Source organism: Pseudoalteromonas prydzensis (assembly GCF_001661495.1).
Taxonomy (GTDB): Bacteria; Pseudomonadota; Gammaproteobacteria; order Enterobacterales; family Alteromonadaceae; genus Pseudoalteromonas; species Pseudoalteromonas prydzensis.
Genome location: NZ_BDDT01000012.1, coordinates 97,627 through 115,123, shown reverse-complemented (window position 1 = coordinate 115,123; position 17,497 = coordinate 97,627). Strand labels below are relative to the sequence as shown.

Here is a 17,497-nt window from a genome sequence, read left to right as displayed (position 1 = left end):
ACGTAAAAAGCCGCTGAAGAAAATTTCTTCGGCGGCTTTTTAATCACAGCTTAAAATAACGGTTAATTATTTAAATCGGCCGTTTTTAACTCATCTTCAATATCACTAATTTCATCAATAAAGGTTTCTAATTGCTGTTCAACTAAGCTATTTGCATGAGCAAAATACGCTAAGTGGAACACCGCATCTCCTTCATTAACCAGCGGCATCGTTTGCTGGCCAATTACGATACCACTGCGCGGGGCCAATAGCTCAAGCTCTGAGTCACCTAATGGGCTACTAATGTACGCCAATATCTGACCTTTCATCACTCGCTCACCCAACGATACTTGGGCGCGAACAATCCCATCAACTTCAGCACGTACCCAACTGGTTGAGCTGGCAATAACTGGCTCAGGTAGTTTTTTAGCTCGCTTACCACGGATCATTTTTAAATGCCGCATCACGTAATCTACGCCCTGCATACCTGCTGCAATGGCAATAGGGTCAAAGCGCAATGCTTCACCCGCTTCATAGGTAATAACAGGAATACCTAAGTTAGCGGCTTCACTGCGAAGTGAACCATTACGTAAAGAAGCATCAATTACCGCCGGGGTACCAAATGCTTTTGCCATTTGTGCCGTTGCATCATCACTTAAATTGGCACGTATTTGTGGCAAGTTAGTGCGATGGATAGCCCCTGTGTGTAAATCAATAATGTGCGTACAGTAAACAGCCACTTGCGAGAAGAACATATGCGCCATGCGCCCAGCAAGCGAGCCACGAATAGAGCCCGGAAAACTGCGGTTCATATCGCGACGATCCGGTAAATAACGTGACTTATGAATAAACCCAAACACATTTACAATCGGTACTGCTATTAGCGTACCGCGCAGCTGAGTCGCATCTATTTTCGCTAATAATTGGCGTACCACTTCAACGCCATTAAGTTCATCACCATGAATCGCAGCACAGACCATTAATACTGGCCCTGCTTGTACACCGTTCACTACTTCAATCGGAATATTTAACGGTGAGTGTGTGTACAGCTTCGCAGCTTCCAAAGCCAGGGTTTTACGCTCGCCGACCCCCACCGTTTCACCTAATAAAGTAAACGCACTATTGATTTTAACCTTTGCCACGCGTTGCGGTCCTTTTAGTCGCAGCGGTTTTCTCGATAAACTCGATCACCATACCTGCTATATCTTTTCCTGTTGCCACTTCAATACCTTCAAGACCCGGTGATGAATTCACTTCCATTACCAAAGGCCCGCGAGATGAGCGAAGCAAGTCAACCCCAGCTACATTCAAGCCCATCGCTTTAGCTGCAGCCACTGCTGTTTTACGTTCTTCTGGCGTGATGCGCACTAATGTTGCACTGCCACCGCGGTGTAAATTAGAACGGAATTCACCATCTTGTGCCTGACGCTTCATCGCGGCAATCACTTTATCACCGAGTACAAAACAACGGATATCGGCACCGCCTGCTTCTTTAATATATTCTTGTACCATGATGTTAGCTTTTAAGCCCATAAAGGCTTCAATAACACTTTCTGCCGCTTTGCGCGTTTCAGCTAAAACCACACCGATACCCTGCGTGCCTTCCAGTAATTTAATTACAACCGGAGCACCACCTACCATTTCGAGTAAGTCTTTTACGTCATCTGGCTTACTAGCAAAACCTGTTACTGGCATGCCTACGCCTTTACGCGACAATAACTGTAATGAACGTAATTTATCTCGCGAACGTGAAATCGCAACAGATTCATTAACAGGAAACACATTCATCATTTCGAATTGGCGTAACACCGCACAGCCATAAAAAGTAACGGAAGCACCAATACGCGGAATGATAGTGTCAAAGTCTTTTAGATTTTCACCGCGATAGTGGATCTCTGGTTGTTCCGAGTTAATGTTCATATAACAACGCAGCGCATCAATCACTTTCACTTCATGGCCACGCAGCTGGGCAGCTTCGATTAAACGACGTGTTGAATATAAATTCTTATTGCGAGATAAAATACCGATTTTCATAGTTAAAACCTTAACTATCTAATAAATGAGATAAAGCCGGATCAACGACTATACGATTTTCCATGGCTGTTCGCCCTAATAACATTCTAAACTTCATGCTTGCTCGGCTAGTTAAGGTGACCTCTATAGGCCAACTTTTATCACCAGCATGGAGCTGAGTTTCAATAAAGTACCGATATTCACGTTGCCCACTTGAGCTGGTAACATACTTTCTGTTTTTAACCTTAGCATTGCACTCAACTTGGGTGTGTTCATCTTCTTGCAAAGGCTGGGCTATAAATTTAACCCACTTTTCACCTTCTCGCTCATATTCTTCAATATTAAGAGCATGAATACATGACGTACGGGCGCCTGTATCAATCTTAGCTTTAATTTGATTAATGCCAAGCTCAGGTAAACTCAGCCACTCACGCCAACCAACAATTATCTTTGCCGTCATAAATGTGCCCTTTAATAAAAAACTGTCTTATACGCTACACGCATTAAAACACCAATGAAATAATTTTATCAATTCGATTAGCCAATTTAATTGACCTAAGTCTCTCAATAGTCAACTATATTAACCATACAGTATTAATGAGAATTTACTATGTTCAATGGTTTACTACATGCACTTATCCTTGATGAACAAGGCGGGGCACATACAATAGAGAACAGTACAGACCTAGATAATTGGCAACCCGCTCAAGGAAAACTTTGGGTGCACTTGGATTATAGTCAAACTGAAGCTATTGAGTGGCTAAGAAAAAGCGAACAACTGACTGATTATGAACTTGCTTCATTAACAGCCGATGAAACACGCCCACGCATAACCCAAGCGACTAACGGCTGTATGCTATTTTTACGCGGCGTTAATTTAAATCCTGCACAAAGCCCTGAAGACATGGTGTCGATTCGTTTATTTATTAACGAAAACATAGTGATCACTACCCGTAAACGCCGTCTGCTTTCAGTGCAAGATGTACTTGCCTCATTAACAGCAAAGAATGGCCCGTGCAACATCTCTGAACTGATTTGCCAATTAACGCATAATCTCACCTCACGTATGCAAAGCGTTATTGATGACTTAGACGATTCCTTGGATGAGTTTGAAGATGAAATTGACGAGCCAACTAAACGTTTCGATAACCAAGGTCTATCGCAATTACGTCGTCAAACCATTGGTTTAAAACGTTATCTAAAGCCGCAAAAAGAAGCGCTTAGCACACTAATAGTAAACAAATATAGCTGGCTGGATGAAAGCGATAAAGCAAAATTGAATGAAACAACTCATTTGCTGATCCGTTTTATTGAGGAACTAGACAACTCAATCGAACGTGCGCAGATTATTCAGCAGACCGTTACCAATCAAGTTTCAGAGCAACTCAACCAGCGTATGTATGTGATGTCAGTGGTTGCCGCGTTGTTTTTACCGCTAGGCTTTTTAACCGGCTTACTCGGTGTCAATGTGGGTGGAATTCCGGGTACCGAAAGCCCTTATGCATTTAGTGCATTTGTGATCTTTTTAATCGTATTAACTGGCGGGATCGGGGTATATTTTAAAAATAAGAGATGGCTTTAATTTCATCAAGGCGAACTTTATGCTCGCCTTGTTCTTGGCATTCAATCAGTAAAAACTCACCTTTATCCTTTAGGTTGAGTAAATCCTTTGCGTTACCAATCAGTTCCTGATCATCGGTGGTGATAATTTTAACCCGTGCTGATTGCATGCAAAACAGTTCATACTGATCATAGTCGCCGCATTTAATTGGTTGGTATTTCATAAATGTCCGTTGAGAGTAAAAAGCTAAGTATAGCAAGCACAGCAAAAGAAAAGGCGCTATTACAGCGCCTTTATACTAACTTAGAAGTTATAGCTAAAGCTTACTGATACACTTCGCGGTGCACCATAGCGATATAGGTTTGAGCTACCCGCAGTCATATAGTTATAGTACTTTTCGTCAAACAGGTTGTTCACGTTAGCTTGTACTTTCATTGCTTCGTTGATGTTATAACGAGCCATTAAATTAACCAGCGCGTATGAACCTTGCTCTACGTTAACAGTACTGCCTTTGGCATAGGATTTACTTTGCCAATTCAGGCCACCACCAATTGTTAGCTCAGGTAATTGATCAACAAATTGATAGGTGGTAAATAATTTAAACTGCTTACGAGGTGCTGTGGTGTTTATTTTAACATCATCAGCATCTTCAGCTTCAAACTGTGAATAACCGGCAGAGATGTTCCAACCATCAACAGGTTCCCCTATAGCTTCAAACTCAAAACCACGACTTTGCGTACCCTCAGCACCATAGTATGCTGACATTTGTTCTGCAGTCGGTACGTAATTAGGATCTTCAACGGCTAAGTTGTCTTGTTGAATATCAAAGATCGCAATTGAAGTTTGTAAGCGATCGTCAAAGTAAGCACTCTTTAAGCCAATTTCACTTGCTTTACCATCGATTGGATCTAAGTATTCACCGCTCGCATCTAAGTTATTCTGCGGTTTGAATATTTCTGTGTAGCTTGCATAAATACGGTGCTGAGAGTTCAGATCATATAAAGCACCAAAGTAAGGTACAAACACACCAGAATTACCGTAGTCTTGCTGTGCACCATAGTAGTAACGCTCGCGCTCCCACGATGAAATGCGACCACCACCAATCACTTTAAATGAATCGGTGATCGAAATACGTGTTGCAACGTAAAAGCCTTTTTGCTCAGTGTCATTATCATCTTGCACTGTCGCTTCTTCAGTCCAGTTTGGCTCTGCAATGGAGTCACCTTGGAAGTTATAAAAGTCTTCAATTGGAACAGCATCCCATGCAGAGCCACCAATAATAGGATCTGGGTCACGTGTACTTGTATCTCCTTTTTGTTTTGAATAAAGCGCGCCAACTACAAAGTCATGAGTTTGTTCAAACAGGTTATATTGACCTTTAAGTTGTATATCAACACTGTCTTGCTCTGTTGTGCCAAATGCAAAGTAACGTTGCCCAGTAAGCCCAGCCCCCGTCTCTTTATCTAACGCACCATATACATAAAATAATCGACTCTCTTTATCATATTTTGAGTGATTGTAATTTGCTGTTAGCTGCCAACCATTTGAAAACAAGTGATCAACCGAGGCAAAGTAGTTTGTATGTTCAGTCTCCCAGCGAGTCCAATCAACCGCCGTGGTCTTTGATACATCCCAATCAGTCTCTGTACCATCGGTATAGTAAGCTGGCAATGCGCCCCACACAGGCCCATGAGGATCACTTTTTTGATAGCTTCCGCCTACGCGAAAAGTGGTATCTGCAGATAAATCGGTTTCTAATACACCGTAAAAAATCTTTTTATTTTCTTCGTATAAGTCAATGTAAGATTCACTATCAACCACTTTAGCAACAACACGTCCTCGCACTGAACCACTGTCATTCAAGCCATTGGCAAGATCAACTGTTAGCTCCTTTTTATTCCAGCTTCCTATCGATAAATCAACATAGCCAGTTAAATCTGTATTACTCGCACGCTTACGAACGAGGTTTATTGAAGCAGACGGATCACCCGCTCCTGTTAATAAGCCTGTTGCACCGCGTACAAACTCGACACGCTCATAGATGGCGACATCTGCGGAGGTTTCACCAGAATCTCCAGCCAAACTCCATGATAATGGCACACCATCAATTTGATAATTAGATACGCTAAATCCACGTGACTGCATGGTGTTACGGACGTTATCCATTTTTGATGATGATAAACCCACAGTGTTATCAACCGCATCAATGATGGTATCAAGATCTTGGTCACGAATACGTTCGGCGGTAAAGACCGTAACTGACTGGGGTGTTTCACGGATAGATAAACCTAAGCCGGTCGCAGTATCTATATTTTCATTAACAACATATTTGCCATTAACAGTGATTTTTTCAATTTTATTTTCATCTTGGCTATCGTTTTCTGCGGCAGCTAGATTCAATGACATAAGTGCGACACTCACAGCTGTCGCAATTGGCAGTAGGGTAAAATGCATGGTAATACTCTAAGTAGAAGAAAAACAACAGCATTAATTTATCACGAATGATAATTAATTTCATCCTGATTTGTAGTATAATACACATTTAATTAAACTATTTTGCACGCTAACTTAATGTCTTAGCAAAAACAAAGATGGGAAGGCGAACAATAATTGAAAACAGCATTAAAATTTTATCGCGGAGTACGACTGGCAGAGAACATTAAAATCTTTATTAATATGAAAAGTCAGCACTACGAGACGAGGTTAGCTAGATAAGCAAAAATGATTGAGACAATAAGAAAGTGCACGATTTAGTTAGGAAAAACTATTTATAAGCAAATGGCGCTCTCGGTAGGGATCGAACCTACAACTTAGCCTCCGGAGGGCCACGTGATATCCATTTCACCACGAGAGCACATTTGTGCCACCACACCAACTCGCGATATCAGTGTTTAGGCGCTGCAATAATAAAGGCATCTGCAACTAAATGCCAGCATCTATCGCCTAGATGATTATTAATTAAGCGAAATAGAATAAATTACTTCACAAGCAAGCAAAAAACAGCTATTAAATTATACTTAAAAAAATTAATAACCATTTTGCAACAATTCCATGCCCTTTTCATTATTTAAAGGCGCTTGTAAAAGTTTTAACACGAGGAAGTATTTATGAGTTTAATGTCAACCGAGCAAGTTGCAGAATTTTTAGGGGTTAAAGCTGAGCGGGTAAAGCGTTTAGCCCGAGAAAGTCTACTGATCGCAAAAGGTGAAGACGCTAATGGTGAACCGCAATTTGATGCTGATGAAGTAGCAAAATATAAAGAGCTTGCTGCTCGTTTTGGTGGCCTCTAACCTCTGCATTTTAATTAATCAAACTATCTAATTGCGTACGTAATAATGTTACTTTATCTTCGACTGAGCGTGCGTTGTACCAGCAAATACACAAAACTAAAAATACCACTTGATAGCACTCCAGCTTAGCCACGCTGCTATAGAAACACTGCGTATTAGGCAAGTGTCGTTGATAGTCATCCAGCAAGCGCTGCTTTTGCTCTTCATTGAGTGTAAAACTGACAACCAAGGCGGCTAAATCAAAGTAGACGTCGTTGCTCTTAGCGTATTCAAAATCAATTAAAAACATGCCTTGCGGGTTTACTATGATGTTTTCTTTCACCAAGTCATTATGACAAAAACCTTCATCTCGAGGAAATAAGGCGATTTGCTGCAATGCGTTAGTTACACTTGTTTGGTAGTGCTGAAATAAAGCTGTGTGTTGGTAAAAAGCTAACTCATCGCTGATGTCCATTGCCACGGTCTGCATATTGTAGCCATGCAAAGCTGCTAATTTTTGTAGCAATTCAGTGCTGTACTCGCCTTGTGCTATATCACCCTCTAGGTAATCAAAAATCGCGACTTTATTGGCTTCATCAGTCCAAACTGGCTGCGGACATATACCTTGTGCTGCAAATGCTGCTTGCGCCGTCAAACCAACAACAGGCCAATGCTCACGATAGCACTTTAATAAATAAGCCTGTGACTGTTGCCCGAGCTGGGCGCGCACTAAGAAGTTATCGTTACTTAAACCACTGTGTAATCGCTCATTGCTAACAATATTTAATTGCGCGTTAAAAGCGGCAAAAATGCCGCTTATTTCATGCTCTGTCATACGGCTTCTTATAATTGTGCTAACGGCTTGGCTTGGTTTTGCTCGTATTCTTCGTACCAGGTTTTAAATGCCCACGCAGCCATAATGGTGTAAAACACAAACAGTACGAGTGTCGGGTAATAACCCTTCTCATAGTATAAGTACATTGACGCGGCATCAATTACAATCCAATACAACCAATTTTCCAGCACTTTTTTCGCCACTAAATAAGTAGTCACCACCGCAAAACACGTTGTAAAACTGTCTAAGTAGGCAAAATCTGCATGGGTATAATTACTCATCACATAACCTAACACCACAGCTACAATGGATGTACCAGCAATTATCAGTAAATGCTGATTTATACACCATGAGGTTATAGCTAATTCGTGCTTATTTGCACCGCCCTTTCGCCATGCAAGCCAGCCATATACCGCCATATACATATAATAAAAATGCAATAACGACTCCATTAATAAAGCGCCGTTCCAATACATAATGGTATAAATTAGCGTGCTAAAAAAGGCCGCAGGCCAACACCAAAGGCTTTCTTTGATTGCCAGTAGTAAATACGCCATAGATAAACCTACAGCGATATATTCCCAATGGGACATTGCCGTAAAGCCTGTAAGCGTTTGCGTAATAAAGTCCATATTGACTCGCTAAGGTATTAAAGTTTATTCAGGAGACAGATCGCCATTGAGAAATTTGCACACAAAAATAGCTTTACCAAACTCTTCATATGAGCGCTTAATTTCAATGCTAAGCACCGACATCACTAAATCATAATCACCAAAAATTTGTGTCGATAAGGTGTTCGTAATGACTTTTAAATCATCGTAAGTATTTAATCGGTCGATAAAACCTTTAATAAATGGAATGTAATCTTGGTGTAGTGGGTACTTACTGATCTCAACAGATAATTTCATGATGTTCCTTAGCATTGCCTACAAAATAGGACGACATTGTAACTTGAGCTTGGCCACAAGTCATTCAAAGGTAGAGCAGATGGCGAAGAAGGTGTAAAATCAGGGTAATTTAATTTATCGACACGAGTTTACAATGGCACGACGCATTACGTACAAGTTTAAAAACCAACCACGTGAGATTAACTTCGCTAAAGATAAGTACCACGACATGTACCAAGCAATTGCTGCAGCCGAAGGCATTGATCTAACAAATTACTTAAACATGGTTCAACAAATTGAAATGACCTCTAAAGGCTCAGCGGCAGTGCGTAATTTTCGTGATCAAGAATTTGCCCGCATGGGTTTTAGTGATGTGTACTTTATTAAAGAGTAACCGTGATACGTTATTCTAAATACTCATAACTTACCCGTGGGGTTATATTACACAGTAACTCGTAAGGAATTGTTGTCGCACATTGAGCAATTTCTTCAACGGGAAGCTCTGGACCCCACATTACCACTTCATCGCCCACTTTAATATTGTCGCTGTTATCGCCAATATCAACACTGATCATATCCATAGAGACGTTTCCAGCAATGCCGTAGCGCTTATTACCTATAACCACCGGTGTTCCGTGTTTAGCATGGCGCGGATAACCGTCGCCATAGCCCATAGCTACAACAGCCAGCTTAGTTGTTTTGGTACTTTGCCAACGACCACCATAGCCAACGCATTGTCCGGCTTCCACATCACGAATTGCAATCACCTTAGTGGTTAAACGCATCACCGGTTTTAAGTTATGTTGTGCCCCGCTGCAATTAAGCATAGGTGAGACACCATACAGCATTAACCCTGGCCGTACCCAATCACCATGCCCAGCTGGCCATGCGATTATACCTGCCGAATTCGCTAAGCAATGTGCTTGTTGCTTACCGGTTACTAACGAGTCAAACAAGCTAATTTGCTGCTCGGTTTTAATATCATTGACATCATCTGCACAAGAAAAGTGAGTCATTAAATTGATAGCATTGTTGGCATTTTTAGTCGTTTGTAAGCGTTGATAAAAATCTTCGAACTGGGTCGCGGCAATGCCTAATCTATGCATACCGGTATTAATCTTCAACCAGCAGTTAATAGGCGCATCCAATTGCGCTTTTTCCAGCGCGGCTAATTGGTTTTCATCATGAATAATGGTTTGAAAGTTATTCGCTAATAAAATAGGTAAATCATCTTGATGAAAAAAACCTTCTAACAACACGATTGGTTTTGTTAAGCCACCAGCACGCAGTGCTAACGCTTCATCTATCCGAGCAACAGCAAACGCATCTGCGGCATTTAAATGTTGCGCGATTTTAACTAAGCCATGGCCATAAGCGTTAGCTTTTAACACTGCCATAATTTTACTATGGGGGGCAAACTGGCGCACTTGCGCTAAATTATGCGCAAGTGCCTGTAAATTAATTTCGGCTATGGCTAAACGCATTAGTAATCATCGTCTATGGCTGGGCCTGCGTAATTATCAAAACGCGAGAATTGGCCTTGGAAAGTTAAACGTACTTTACCGATTGGGCCGTTACGTTGTTTACCTATGATGATCTCAGCCACACCTTTTTCGGTGCTGTCTTCGTTATACACTTCATCACGGTAGATAAACATGATCAAATCGGCATCCTGCTCGATAGAGCCTGATTCACGTAAGTCGGAGTTAATTGGCCGTTTATCGGCGCGTTGCTCTAGGGTACGGTTTAGCTGCGACAGTGCAACCACTGGGCATTGTAGCTCTTTTGCTAACGACTTAAGTGAACGTGAAATTTCAGCAATCTCTAAAGTACGGTTATCAGACAAACTCGGTACGCGCATTAACTGCAAGTAATCGACCATGATCATACTGATACCACCGTGATCGCGCGCAATACGACGAGCACGAGAGCGCACATCGGTAGGGGTTAGGCCCGATGCATCATCAACATACATCTTACCTTTTTCCATTAATAAGCCCATGGTAGATGATAGTCGCGCCCAATCTTCATCATCAAGCTGACCGGTACGTACTTTGGTTTGGTTAATTCGACCAAGCGATGCCAGCATCCTCATCATGATCTGCTCCGAGGGCATCTCTAGTGAGTAAATTAACACAGGTTTATCTTGCGTCATCGCAGCGTGCTCTGCGAGGTTCATCGCAAAGGTGGTTTTACCCATCGACGGACGCGCGGCAACAATAATCAAGTCAGAAGGCTGTAAACCTGTGGTCATTTTATCTAGATCGGCATAACCTGTGCTCACTCCCGTCACACCATCTTGCGGTGACTGGTAGAGCTCTTCGATTTTATCAACGGTTTTTTCTAGAATGCTATGTAAGCTTTGCGGGCCATCGTTGCTTTTGGTGCGCTGCTCAGCAATTTTAAACACTTTGCTCTCAGCAAAATCGAGTAAATCATGACTGGTGCGCCCTTCCGGATTAAATCCAGCTTCGGCAATTTCATTGGCTACGCCAATCATTTCACGCACTACCGCGCGTTCGCGTACGATATTCGCATAAGCATCGATATTCGCCGCACTTGGCGTATTTTTGGCGATTTCTGCTAAATAAGCAAAACCACCAATGCCGCTGAGCAGGTTCTTTTTCTCTAGGCTTTCAGAAATAGTGATCAAATCGATTGGATCACCGACCTCGGCAAGCTCAACCATGGCCTCAAAAATCAGCTTGTGAGTACGGGTATAAAAGTCTTGTGAGACAACCAGTTCAGCAACACGGTCAAAGGCTTGGTTATCAAGCATTAAGCCACCTAAAACAGATTGCTCTGCTTCAATGGAATGAGGAGGAACTTTTAGAGTGTCGACTTGTTTATCTGGTTTAGCCATAACTTCGCAATACTAACAATGAATGGCCTCTATTCTATCGACTTGGCTTAGCCGTGCAAAGAGCAAAGCAGGATTTCTTTTCCTGCTTTGCTAAGGGAGATTAGTTTTTCTTACGTAATTCAATGCGTCCGCTGATTGTATCGATTTCAATATCTGCATCGCCGCCGTTAACAGCAAATTCTAAATCACTTGATGGGCCGTATTTAGCTTTTTTCACCTTATCATTGCTCAGCTCGTTAACGATTTTACCATTAGCATGGGCTTCTATTTCAAAGCGTGCAGAAACATTAGCAGGGAAGTAAAAATCAGCATCACCACTGACTGATTCATAGGTTACTTGTGCGCCCTTTAACAACTGATTAATGTGGATCTCACTTTCGCCATTCACTGTGCTAACGCGTAAGCTTTTTAACGCTGCAAAAGCAAAATCGATATCACCGTTTACATTTTCTAAGCGGACTTCTTGCGCTGCTGTTTTTGATTTAATATCGCCATTAACGGCGGTAAAGCGCAGTGTTCCTTCAGAGTCTTTATCATTGATTTCACCGTTAACGGTTTCATAGCTTATATCGCCTTTTAAGCCAATCGCACTCACATCACCATTGACGGTATCAACGCTAATATTACCGCTGATAGTTTGTAAGGTGATATCGCCATTAACAACGTCGATATCTGCGCCTGCATGTAAATCTTTTGCATTGATGTTGGCATTTACCCCTGTAAACTCAAGTTCACTACTTTTTGGCATGTAAATCGTCAAGTTTGAACCATCCCCACTGTTCCAGCCATTATTATTGCGTGGCATTTTAACGATAAACTCAATACGACCATTTTGCTCTTCTAAACGGTATCCTTGCGCTTTATCATCAAGTTCACCGGTGATCTGCAGTTGTGGCTTATCCCAGCCTTCAATACGTATATCACCGCGTTGATTATCGATAAAAATGCGTTTATTGGCTGGCACTTCAATTTGTTCATTGATTTTTTCGCCTGCGGTGGCTAAAAACGGCAATAAGGTCAGTGCTAATAATAATGTTTTCATGGTTGTTACTCCTAAATTTGTTGCCATTTTGGTGCGTGCACCTTATTGATTAAATCTAATTGTTGTTGGTAAACCTGTGCGAGCATTTTTAACAGCGCAGGGCTTTGAGGTTCATTTTCTAGTGCTTGCTTGATTGCTCGCTCAGCATCTTCTAATTCAGCCAATTGCTGTTGCCAGTTATCTGTCAGTGCCGGCTGGTTTTGATACTGCACTAACAAGGTTTGTTTTTGTTGAGTAAAGTACTCACTCATCGCCACACTAGTTGCAGGCTCAGCGCCAGAAAATAACAACTGTACGGCTAATAAAGCGGCAACTGAACATGCAGCCACGCCAGTGATTTTAGGCCAAAGAGAGGCTTTAACCTGCGGTTGCGGCGCATGTGCTAACGCTTTTTCTATACCTGGCCATAAATCTTTTTGTGGCGTAATGTCTGAGTCAGAGTTATTAATCGACTCTGCTAAAAAGGTGTCAAAATCTGGCTTATTCATTTTCATACCACTCTTTTAATAACTGACGGGCGCGATGAAATTGCGACTTACTAGAACCCACTGCCATTCCTAACATGGTGGCTATCTCTTCATGGCGATAACCTTCAATGACGTGTAAAACAAATACCATCCGCGCTCGCTCAGGCAACCGTAAAACTAACTTATCCAGACCATTGAGTCCTTGGCAATCTAGTGCACTTTGCTCGTCCATGCCGCTTTGTTCGAAGCTCACTACTTTTTGCAACCAGTTTTTATGCTTGCGCAAATAACTAATCGCAATATTGCTGGTAACGCTGTGCAACCAAGTAGAAAACTGCGACTGCCCTTCAAAACTAGCGATTTTATGCCACAGCTGTACAAACACTTCTTGGGTTGCATCTTCAGCGTGTTCGCGATCTGCTAATAAACGTAAGCACAAACCATAAACCCGCTTTACATGTAACTCATAAAGTGCCGCATAAGCATTTTGGTCGCCACTTTTAACACGGGTAATAAGTGTCTCTTCACTTAGCTGTGTAAAAGCCTGTTTTGCATCTATCAACATCGTTGATGTTGTCCCTTTATGATTATTGTTCTGAATTTAGTGTATTAGACGTCAGCTAGGATCGAAAAGGTTTAAATGAAAGAAAATAAATTTAAAAAAAAATGGCCAACCGAAAAGTTAGCCATTTTTTATCTGATTAGATCGTCGGTTCGACTGGGGGGTCAACCGGCTCTGCTGTCGGTGGCGTTGGCACTTTATATGACCAGCCAAGAAAAACTAATTTACCGCTGCTAGCACTACTACCACCATTACTCACATTTGATAGGTTTAAATCATGGTGGATCCCACCACGACCAGAGGCAGTTACAGTCTTTCCGCGAATAGAGCCACTAAATCCACCATTAGCCACAACAGTCACATCCGTTTTAGGTGCATAAATTGCTGCATATAAATCAGAGTCAGCACTAATATCTATGCCATTAGCGTCTGAATAACCTGAGTAAATACTAAAAACAGGCTTACCCGTTACAGTTAAACCATGCTTCATAGTGATGGCACCTTCAGCTGCATTGATAGCTACAGTACCTGATATATAAAGCGTTAAACTACTGCCTGGTGCAATATCGATAAAAGAATCACCCGTCATTTTAAAGTTACCATTTACAACAAGCGTAACATCACCACCGGTTACTTTTAAAATGCCATTATTTAAAGTGAAACTACCGGATTTAAGTACTTTTTGATCAATTTGCTGGTTAATCGTCGCCAGTTGATAATTTAACGTTGCCGGTGGCTCACCTAACCAATTTTCCCATACATAAGTCCCTGGGTTCTCTATTTTAGATTGACCAATTTCCGGGGTTAGTTCATAAATCACTCGTGTTTCAGGCTTGCCGACAACCAAGGTTGTGGTACTGTGCTTTACTAAAATATCTTCTGCTGCAGGATCAGTAAGCGCATTTACAGCGCTTGCTATATCAATAGGATCGCATTGCACTTTACTGGCTGCAAAGTTATCTGGATCTTGAAAAGGCACCAATTCAACATTGGGCGATTGCTTAAACTTAGCATCAGAATACGCAATACCATCTTGCTTAAGATGTTCAGCTAAGCCAGCTGGCGCTTTTAATGCATTACCATACATAACATCAAGTGCTTCATTATTTTTATTTACTAGGACTGTGCTGGCACTGTTATTTGGAAAAATTAAATCATTATTAGCACGAACCACCCCCAGTATTTTCCCTTGCTTCCATATTACATCACCAGCCGATAATACGTCGCCGCCGACCGCTGTATCTAAGGGAAATCCTTCAGGTAAAAGTGGATCTGTAGACACCGTGAAATTAGAATCTATAGTAATAGTATTATTTGCACGCAGCGAACCTGTGATAGGTGATGAGCCACTGAAAATAATGCTGCCCGTCGCATGTACACTACCCCAGATAGTGGACGCGCCTGATAATGTTACGTCTTTATCTTTATAAACAGTACCAATAACGGCTGCGGCTTCTGCATTATCTGGATCGTAGTCGCCCAAACTTGAGTCATAACTATCGATACGGCCACTTGCACTTAATGAAACTCCTTCACAGCCCACAATTGCATTTTCAAAAACAGAGCTACCTTTACCTGGTGTAAAACCAAACCGTGCCACTAAGTTACTCTGCGCATCGCCTTCATAACGTTCGCCAATACTAGCGATTTCCAGCTCGCCTGCTGCATTTTTACTAATACTTGCGTTGTAGGTTGCATCACTACCAATTAAACCAGTGCCTGAGGCAGTACCTGTTGCAGCAATTAAGCCATCGATATCTAAGTTTTTATCATTTTGTAAAGCTTGCTGTAACAATTTGGCTTCTTCAAAAACACCTTTTTCAGCCAGTAACCGACTATTCATCTTCTTCTGGAAATTACCGCTCATACGCTCTTGAACAATATTTTCACGTAATGAATTAAGCACCACAATACTTGCCATACTCGTAAGTATAAGCACTGTAATAAGTGTAAATCCATGCTGCTTATTAATCATTACGCACCACCAAAGGCATTATTTAAAATTACATTAGATACAGCAATATCAATCGTAATGGTGTTACCAAATTGAGCTGGTAAATTCTCAGGCCCAACATTAATGGTGACTAAATTATTATCTATCGCAAAACTCAATTGTTTGACCCCAGTTAACAAGCGCTCAGCAGGGGCTGCATCTAAGGCACACTGCAAGTTATTATCCACTAAACTGTACAACTCACTAACAGCAGCAGTCGATACACTACCATTACAAGTAATCACACCGGCAGGCTGATAAATGGTAATGCTCGAGCCATCGGCTGCGACCTCTGGCAGCCTAGGGGTCTGCTTAATGCTACGGGTAAATACTTTACTGGTGTACCGGATCACTTCTTGCGCATTTTCCAACTCTTTACCAACCAAAATAGTGCCTTTGATTGCTGAATATGACAGGCTAACGCCAGCCAGTAAAAACGCTCCAGCTGCCAGTGCCACCATTAACTCGACAAGGGTATAACCTTGGCTGCGTGATAGTGTGCTCATTAAATACACCCTGCAGGTAGCTCAGGGTAGCTGGCGTTTAAAGTGATTTGATTTTCTAATTGTGCAGGATCCTGCTGTTCGATCCTTTCATCACTCCAAGAAACAGTAATTTGCATATCATGCGCATAAGCTGCAGGTAAGCTAAGCTGATAGTCGTCGATTTGCGGACCTAACGAAGCGCGAAAATTAGCATCCGTAAATAATGCTGGGTTTGTTGTTTGCAATTCACACAAACGAGGCCAAATACGTTCTAAGGTATTTTGCCCTTGCACCAAAGATACAGTGTAATTAAAACTGTTGGTCGCGTACTGTAGTGACTTTAGTTGCGCAGCCGCCAAGCCTAATAAGGCAATACCAGCAATTACAACTGACAACATAACTTCTAATAATGAAAAACCATTTTGCTTATACATTACGCACACGCCACTGACTTTTCAGCCAACCAATTTTGACCACTTTTTAAAATACACAGATAGTAATCAACCGTTTTGTCGTTATCATCTTTAATCAATATTTCGCTAGCCGCTGATATTTCACCTGTAGACCAGACAGTACGGTCGACTAAGCCAACCGTTACACCTTGATGTTGAATAACAAATTCTTTCAAAACAGTTTCCACCCCATCAACAGAGGCTTTCACTTGCCAATTCTTACCGCTGACGACCAATTTAATATCACGGTCGCGCTTTACTGCTTCACTACGGGCATATTTATAAACGCTGTTTAATTGATTAGCCGTTGTGACCACACGGTCTTGCATAATTTGCTGACTAAATGATGGAAACGCTAACACCGCCATGATTGCAACAATACCAACCACGACCATTAGCTCAACTAATGTAAACCCTGCTGCTTTTTTCATTATTATTCCCAGCAGTTAGTCGCGTCAGCTGATTGTGTTCCATCATGCTTGATCACTAAAGCACCACAGCGATCTCCTGCTTGGGCAGAGCCTGGTTTTGGGGTCGCAGTTAAGGTAAACGCACGACTTTTAAAATTAGCGTCCGCAGCAGCTCCTGTAACACGATTTAGCGCTGTATAAGTTAAAGTATAAAACTCTGTACTTGCGCCTGCATCAAAAGCGTTTGGATAACCACCATTACGTGAATAAATACGCTCCAGTGATGCCCCATGTTGCAGCATTACCTGCTGCATATCTGCGCGGCGGCTACGCTCCATATGTTCGACATATGAAGGCATGGCAACGCTATATAAAATGCCTAAAATGGCGACTACGATTAGTAACTCTATTAATGTAAAACCAGCAGGTGGTTTGGTATTTCTTATCAGGTGTTGTTTCAATTCTTACATCCTTAACACTATGCCCAGTGCGCAAACAATATACAGTGACAACGCTGTCAATGTCAATTAACTGAAACATAATTACAATATAGCTACATTATAATAATTAAAAATCATTAGTTTCTTATTGTTTAAGTTTCAAGTAAGAAGAATAGAATCCAAATTAAATGGGTACAACACCACGGTTGACCTAAAAAATACTTATAGTGGCGTGCCAA

At 41.7% G+C, this 17,497-nt stretch carries 21 protein-coding genes and 1 tRNA gene; 3 read left to right on the top strand and 19 right to left on the bottom strand.

Features of this window, described 5'->3' with window-relative positions; all coding sequences use genetic code 11:
* Positions 1–62: 62 nt before the first annotated feature.
* Genes A7968_RS17790 through A7968_RS17780 form a run of 3 tightly spaced genes read right to left on the bottom strand, consistent with a single transcriptional unit; the run spans position 63 to position 2,452 of the window.
* Complete coding sequence (locus tag A7968_RS17790) at positions 63–1,121, bottom strand: succinylglutamate desuccinylase/aspartoacylase family protein (protein WP_064667907.1); 1,059 nt, start codon at positions 1,119–1,121, stop codon at positions 63–65.
* Positions 1,108–2,013 carry a 30S ribosomal protein S6--L-glutamate ligase gene (rimK, locus tag A7968_RS17785; RefSeq protein WP_064667906.1) on the bottom strand — a complete coding sequence of 302 codons (906 nt, stop codon included), beginning with the start codon at positions 2,011–2,013 and terminating at the stop codon, positions 1,108–1,110. The genes A7968_RS17790 and rimK overlap by 14 nt, the downstream gene beginning before the upstream one ends.
* Before the next feature lie 10 nt (positions 2,014–2,023).
* The gene (locus A7968_RS17780; RefSeq protein ID WP_064667905.1) at positions 2,024–2,452 is read right to left on the bottom strand and encodes an ATP-dependent zinc protease family protein; all 429 of its coding nucleotides are present in this window, start codon (positions 2,450–2,452) and stop codon (positions 2,024–2,026) included.
* Positions 2,453–2,602: 150 nt separating this feature from the next.
* On the opposite strand from A7968_RS17780, the gene A7968_RS17775 reads away from it, so the two are divergent.
* Positions 2,603–3,574 carry a zinc transporter ZntB gene (locus A7968_RS17775; protein ID WP_064667904.1) on the top strand — a complete coding sequence of 324 codons (972 nt, stop codon included), beginning with the start codon at positions 2,603–2,605 and terminating at the stop codon, positions 3,572–3,574.
* Here A7968_RS17775 and A7968_RS17770 read toward each other — a convergent pair.
* From A7968_RS17770 to A7968_RS17760, 3 genes are all read right to left on the bottom strand, one after another.
* Entirely contained in the window at positions 3,552–3,776 is a 225-nt protein-coding gene (locus A7968_RS17770) for a Rho-binding antiterminator (RefSeq protein ID WP_064667903.1), read from the bottom strand. The genes A7968_RS17775 and A7968_RS17770 overlap by 23 nt on opposite strands.
* A gap of 80 nt (positions 3,777–3,856) precedes the next feature.
* Positions 3,857–6,007, bottom strand: a complete 2,151-nt coding sequence (locus A7968_RS17765) for a TonB-dependent siderophore receptor (protein ID WP_064667902.1) — start codon at positions 6,005–6,007, stop codon at positions 3,857–3,859.
* A 325-nt stretch (positions 6,008–6,332) separates the two neighbouring features.
* A tRNA-Arg gene (locus A7968_RS17760) sits at positions 6,333–6,407 on the bottom strand.
* 253 nt (positions 6,408–6,660) lie between these two features.
* Here A7968_RS17760 and A7968_RS17755 point away from each other — a divergent pair.
* Positions 6,661–6,843: a hypothetical protein gene (locus A7968_RS17755; RefSeq protein WP_064667901.1), complete on the top strand. Its 183-nt coding sequence runs from the start codon at positions 6,661–6,663 to the stop codon at positions 6,841–6,843.
* 10 nt (positions 6,844–6,853) lie between these two features.
* Here the strand turns inward: A7968_RS17755 and A7968_RS17750 are convergent, their stop codons facing one another.
* Genes A7968_RS17750 through A7968_RS17740 form a run of 3 tightly spaced genes read right to left on the bottom strand, consistent with a single transcriptional unit; the run spans position 6,854 to position 8,565 of the window.
* Positions 6,854–7,657 carry a phosphotransferase gene (locus A7968_RS17750; protein WP_064667900.1) on the bottom strand — a complete coding sequence of 268 codons (804 nt, stop codon included), beginning with the start codon at positions 7,655–7,657 and terminating at the stop codon, positions 6,854–6,856.
* An 8-nt stretch (positions 7,658–7,665) separates the two neighbouring features.
* On the bottom strand, positions 7,666–8,289 hold the full coding sequence (gene pnuC, locus A7968_RS17745; RefSeq protein ID WP_064667899.1) for a nicotinamide riboside transporter PnuC: 624 nt from the start codon (positions 8,287–8,289) through the stop codon (positions 7,666–7,668).
* 24 nt (positions 8,290–8,313) lie between these two features.
* On the bottom strand, positions 8,314–8,565 hold the full coding sequence (locus A7968_RS17740; RefSeq protein ID WP_064667898.1) for a hypothetical protein: 252 nt from the start codon (positions 8,563–8,565) through the stop codon (positions 8,314–8,316).
* A 133-nt stretch (positions 8,566–8,698) separates the two neighbouring features.
* Between A7968_RS17740 and A7968_RS17735 the strand changes: the two genes are divergently transcribed.
* A complete protein-coding gene (locus tag A7968_RS17735) occupies positions 8,699–8,938 on the top strand; it encodes a DUF2960 domain-containing protein (protein ID WP_064667897.1) in 240 nt (79 codons plus the stop codon).
* Between the two features lie 10 nt (positions 8,939–8,948).
* On the opposite strand, the gene alr is transcribed toward A7968_RS17735, so the two are convergent.
* The 10 genes from alr to A7968_RS17685 all read right to left on the bottom strand — a co-directional run bounded on the left by alr (position 8,949) and on the right by A7968_RS17685 (position 17,279).
* The gene (gene alr / locus A7968_RS17730; RefSeq protein WP_064667896.1) at positions 8,949–10,028 is read right to left on the bottom strand and encodes an alanine racemase; all 1,080 of its coding nucleotides are present in this window, start codon (positions 10,026–10,028) and stop codon (positions 8,949–8,951) included.
* Positions 10,028–11,407, bottom strand: a complete 1,380-nt coding sequence (dnaB, locus tag A7968_RS17725) for a replicative DNA helicase (protein ID WP_016709432.1) — start codon at positions 11,405–11,407, stop codon at positions 10,028–10,030. Before dnaB ends, alr begins: the two co-directional genes overlap by 1 nt.
* A gap of 100 nt (positions 11,408–11,507) precedes the next feature.
* Entirely contained in the window at positions 11,508–12,449 is a 942-nt protein-coding gene (locus tag A7968_RS17720) for a DUF4097 family beta strand repeat-containing protein (protein WP_064667895.1), read from the bottom strand.
* Between the two features lie 11 nt (positions 12,450–12,460).
* Positions 12,461–12,943 (bottom strand): hypothetical protein, encoded by a 483-nt coding sequence (locus tag A7968_RS17715; RefSeq protein ID WP_084448233.1) that lies wholly within the window; start codon positions 12,941–12,943, stop codon positions 12,461–12,463.
* Positions 12,930–13,481, bottom strand: a complete 552-nt coding sequence (locus A7968_RS17710; RefSeq protein WP_064667894.1) for an RNA polymerase sigma factor — start codon at positions 13,479–13,481, stop codon at positions 12,930–12,932. The genes A7968_RS17715 and A7968_RS17710 overlap by 14 nt, the downstream gene beginning before the upstream one ends.
* Positions 13,482–13,617: 136 nt before the next feature.
* Complete coding sequence (locus A7968_RS17705; protein ID WP_064667893.1) at positions 13,618–15,453, bottom strand: pilus assembly PilX family protein; 1,836 nt, start codon at positions 15,451–15,453, stop codon at positions 13,618–13,620.
* Complete coding sequence (locus A7968_RS17700; protein ID WP_064667892.1) at positions 15,453–15,977, bottom strand: prepilin-type N-terminal cleavage/methylation domain-containing protein; 525 nt, start codon at positions 15,975–15,977, stop codon at positions 15,453–15,455. Before A7968_RS17700 ends, A7968_RS17705 begins: the two co-directional genes overlap by 1 nt.
* Positions 15,977–16,390 (bottom strand): type IV pilus modification PilV family protein, encoded by a 414-nt coding sequence (locus A7968_RS17695; RefSeq protein WP_064667891.1) that lies wholly within the window; start codon positions 16,388–16,390, stop codon positions 15,977–15,979. Before A7968_RS17695 ends, A7968_RS17700 begins: the two co-directional genes overlap by 1 nt.
* Entirely contained in the window at positions 16,390–16,839 is a 450-nt protein-coding gene (locus A7968_RS17690) for a GspH/FimT family pseudopilin (protein ID WP_064667890.1), read from the bottom strand. The genes A7968_RS17695 and A7968_RS17690 overlap by 1 nt, the downstream gene beginning before the upstream one ends.
* Positions 16,840–16,841: 2 nt before the next feature.
* Complete coding sequence (locus tag A7968_RS17685) at positions 16,842–17,279, bottom strand: type IV pilin protein (RefSeq protein WP_227008858.1); 438 nt, start codon at positions 17,277–17,279, stop codon at positions 16,842–16,844.
* Positions 17,280–17,497: the final 218 nt, after the last annotated feature.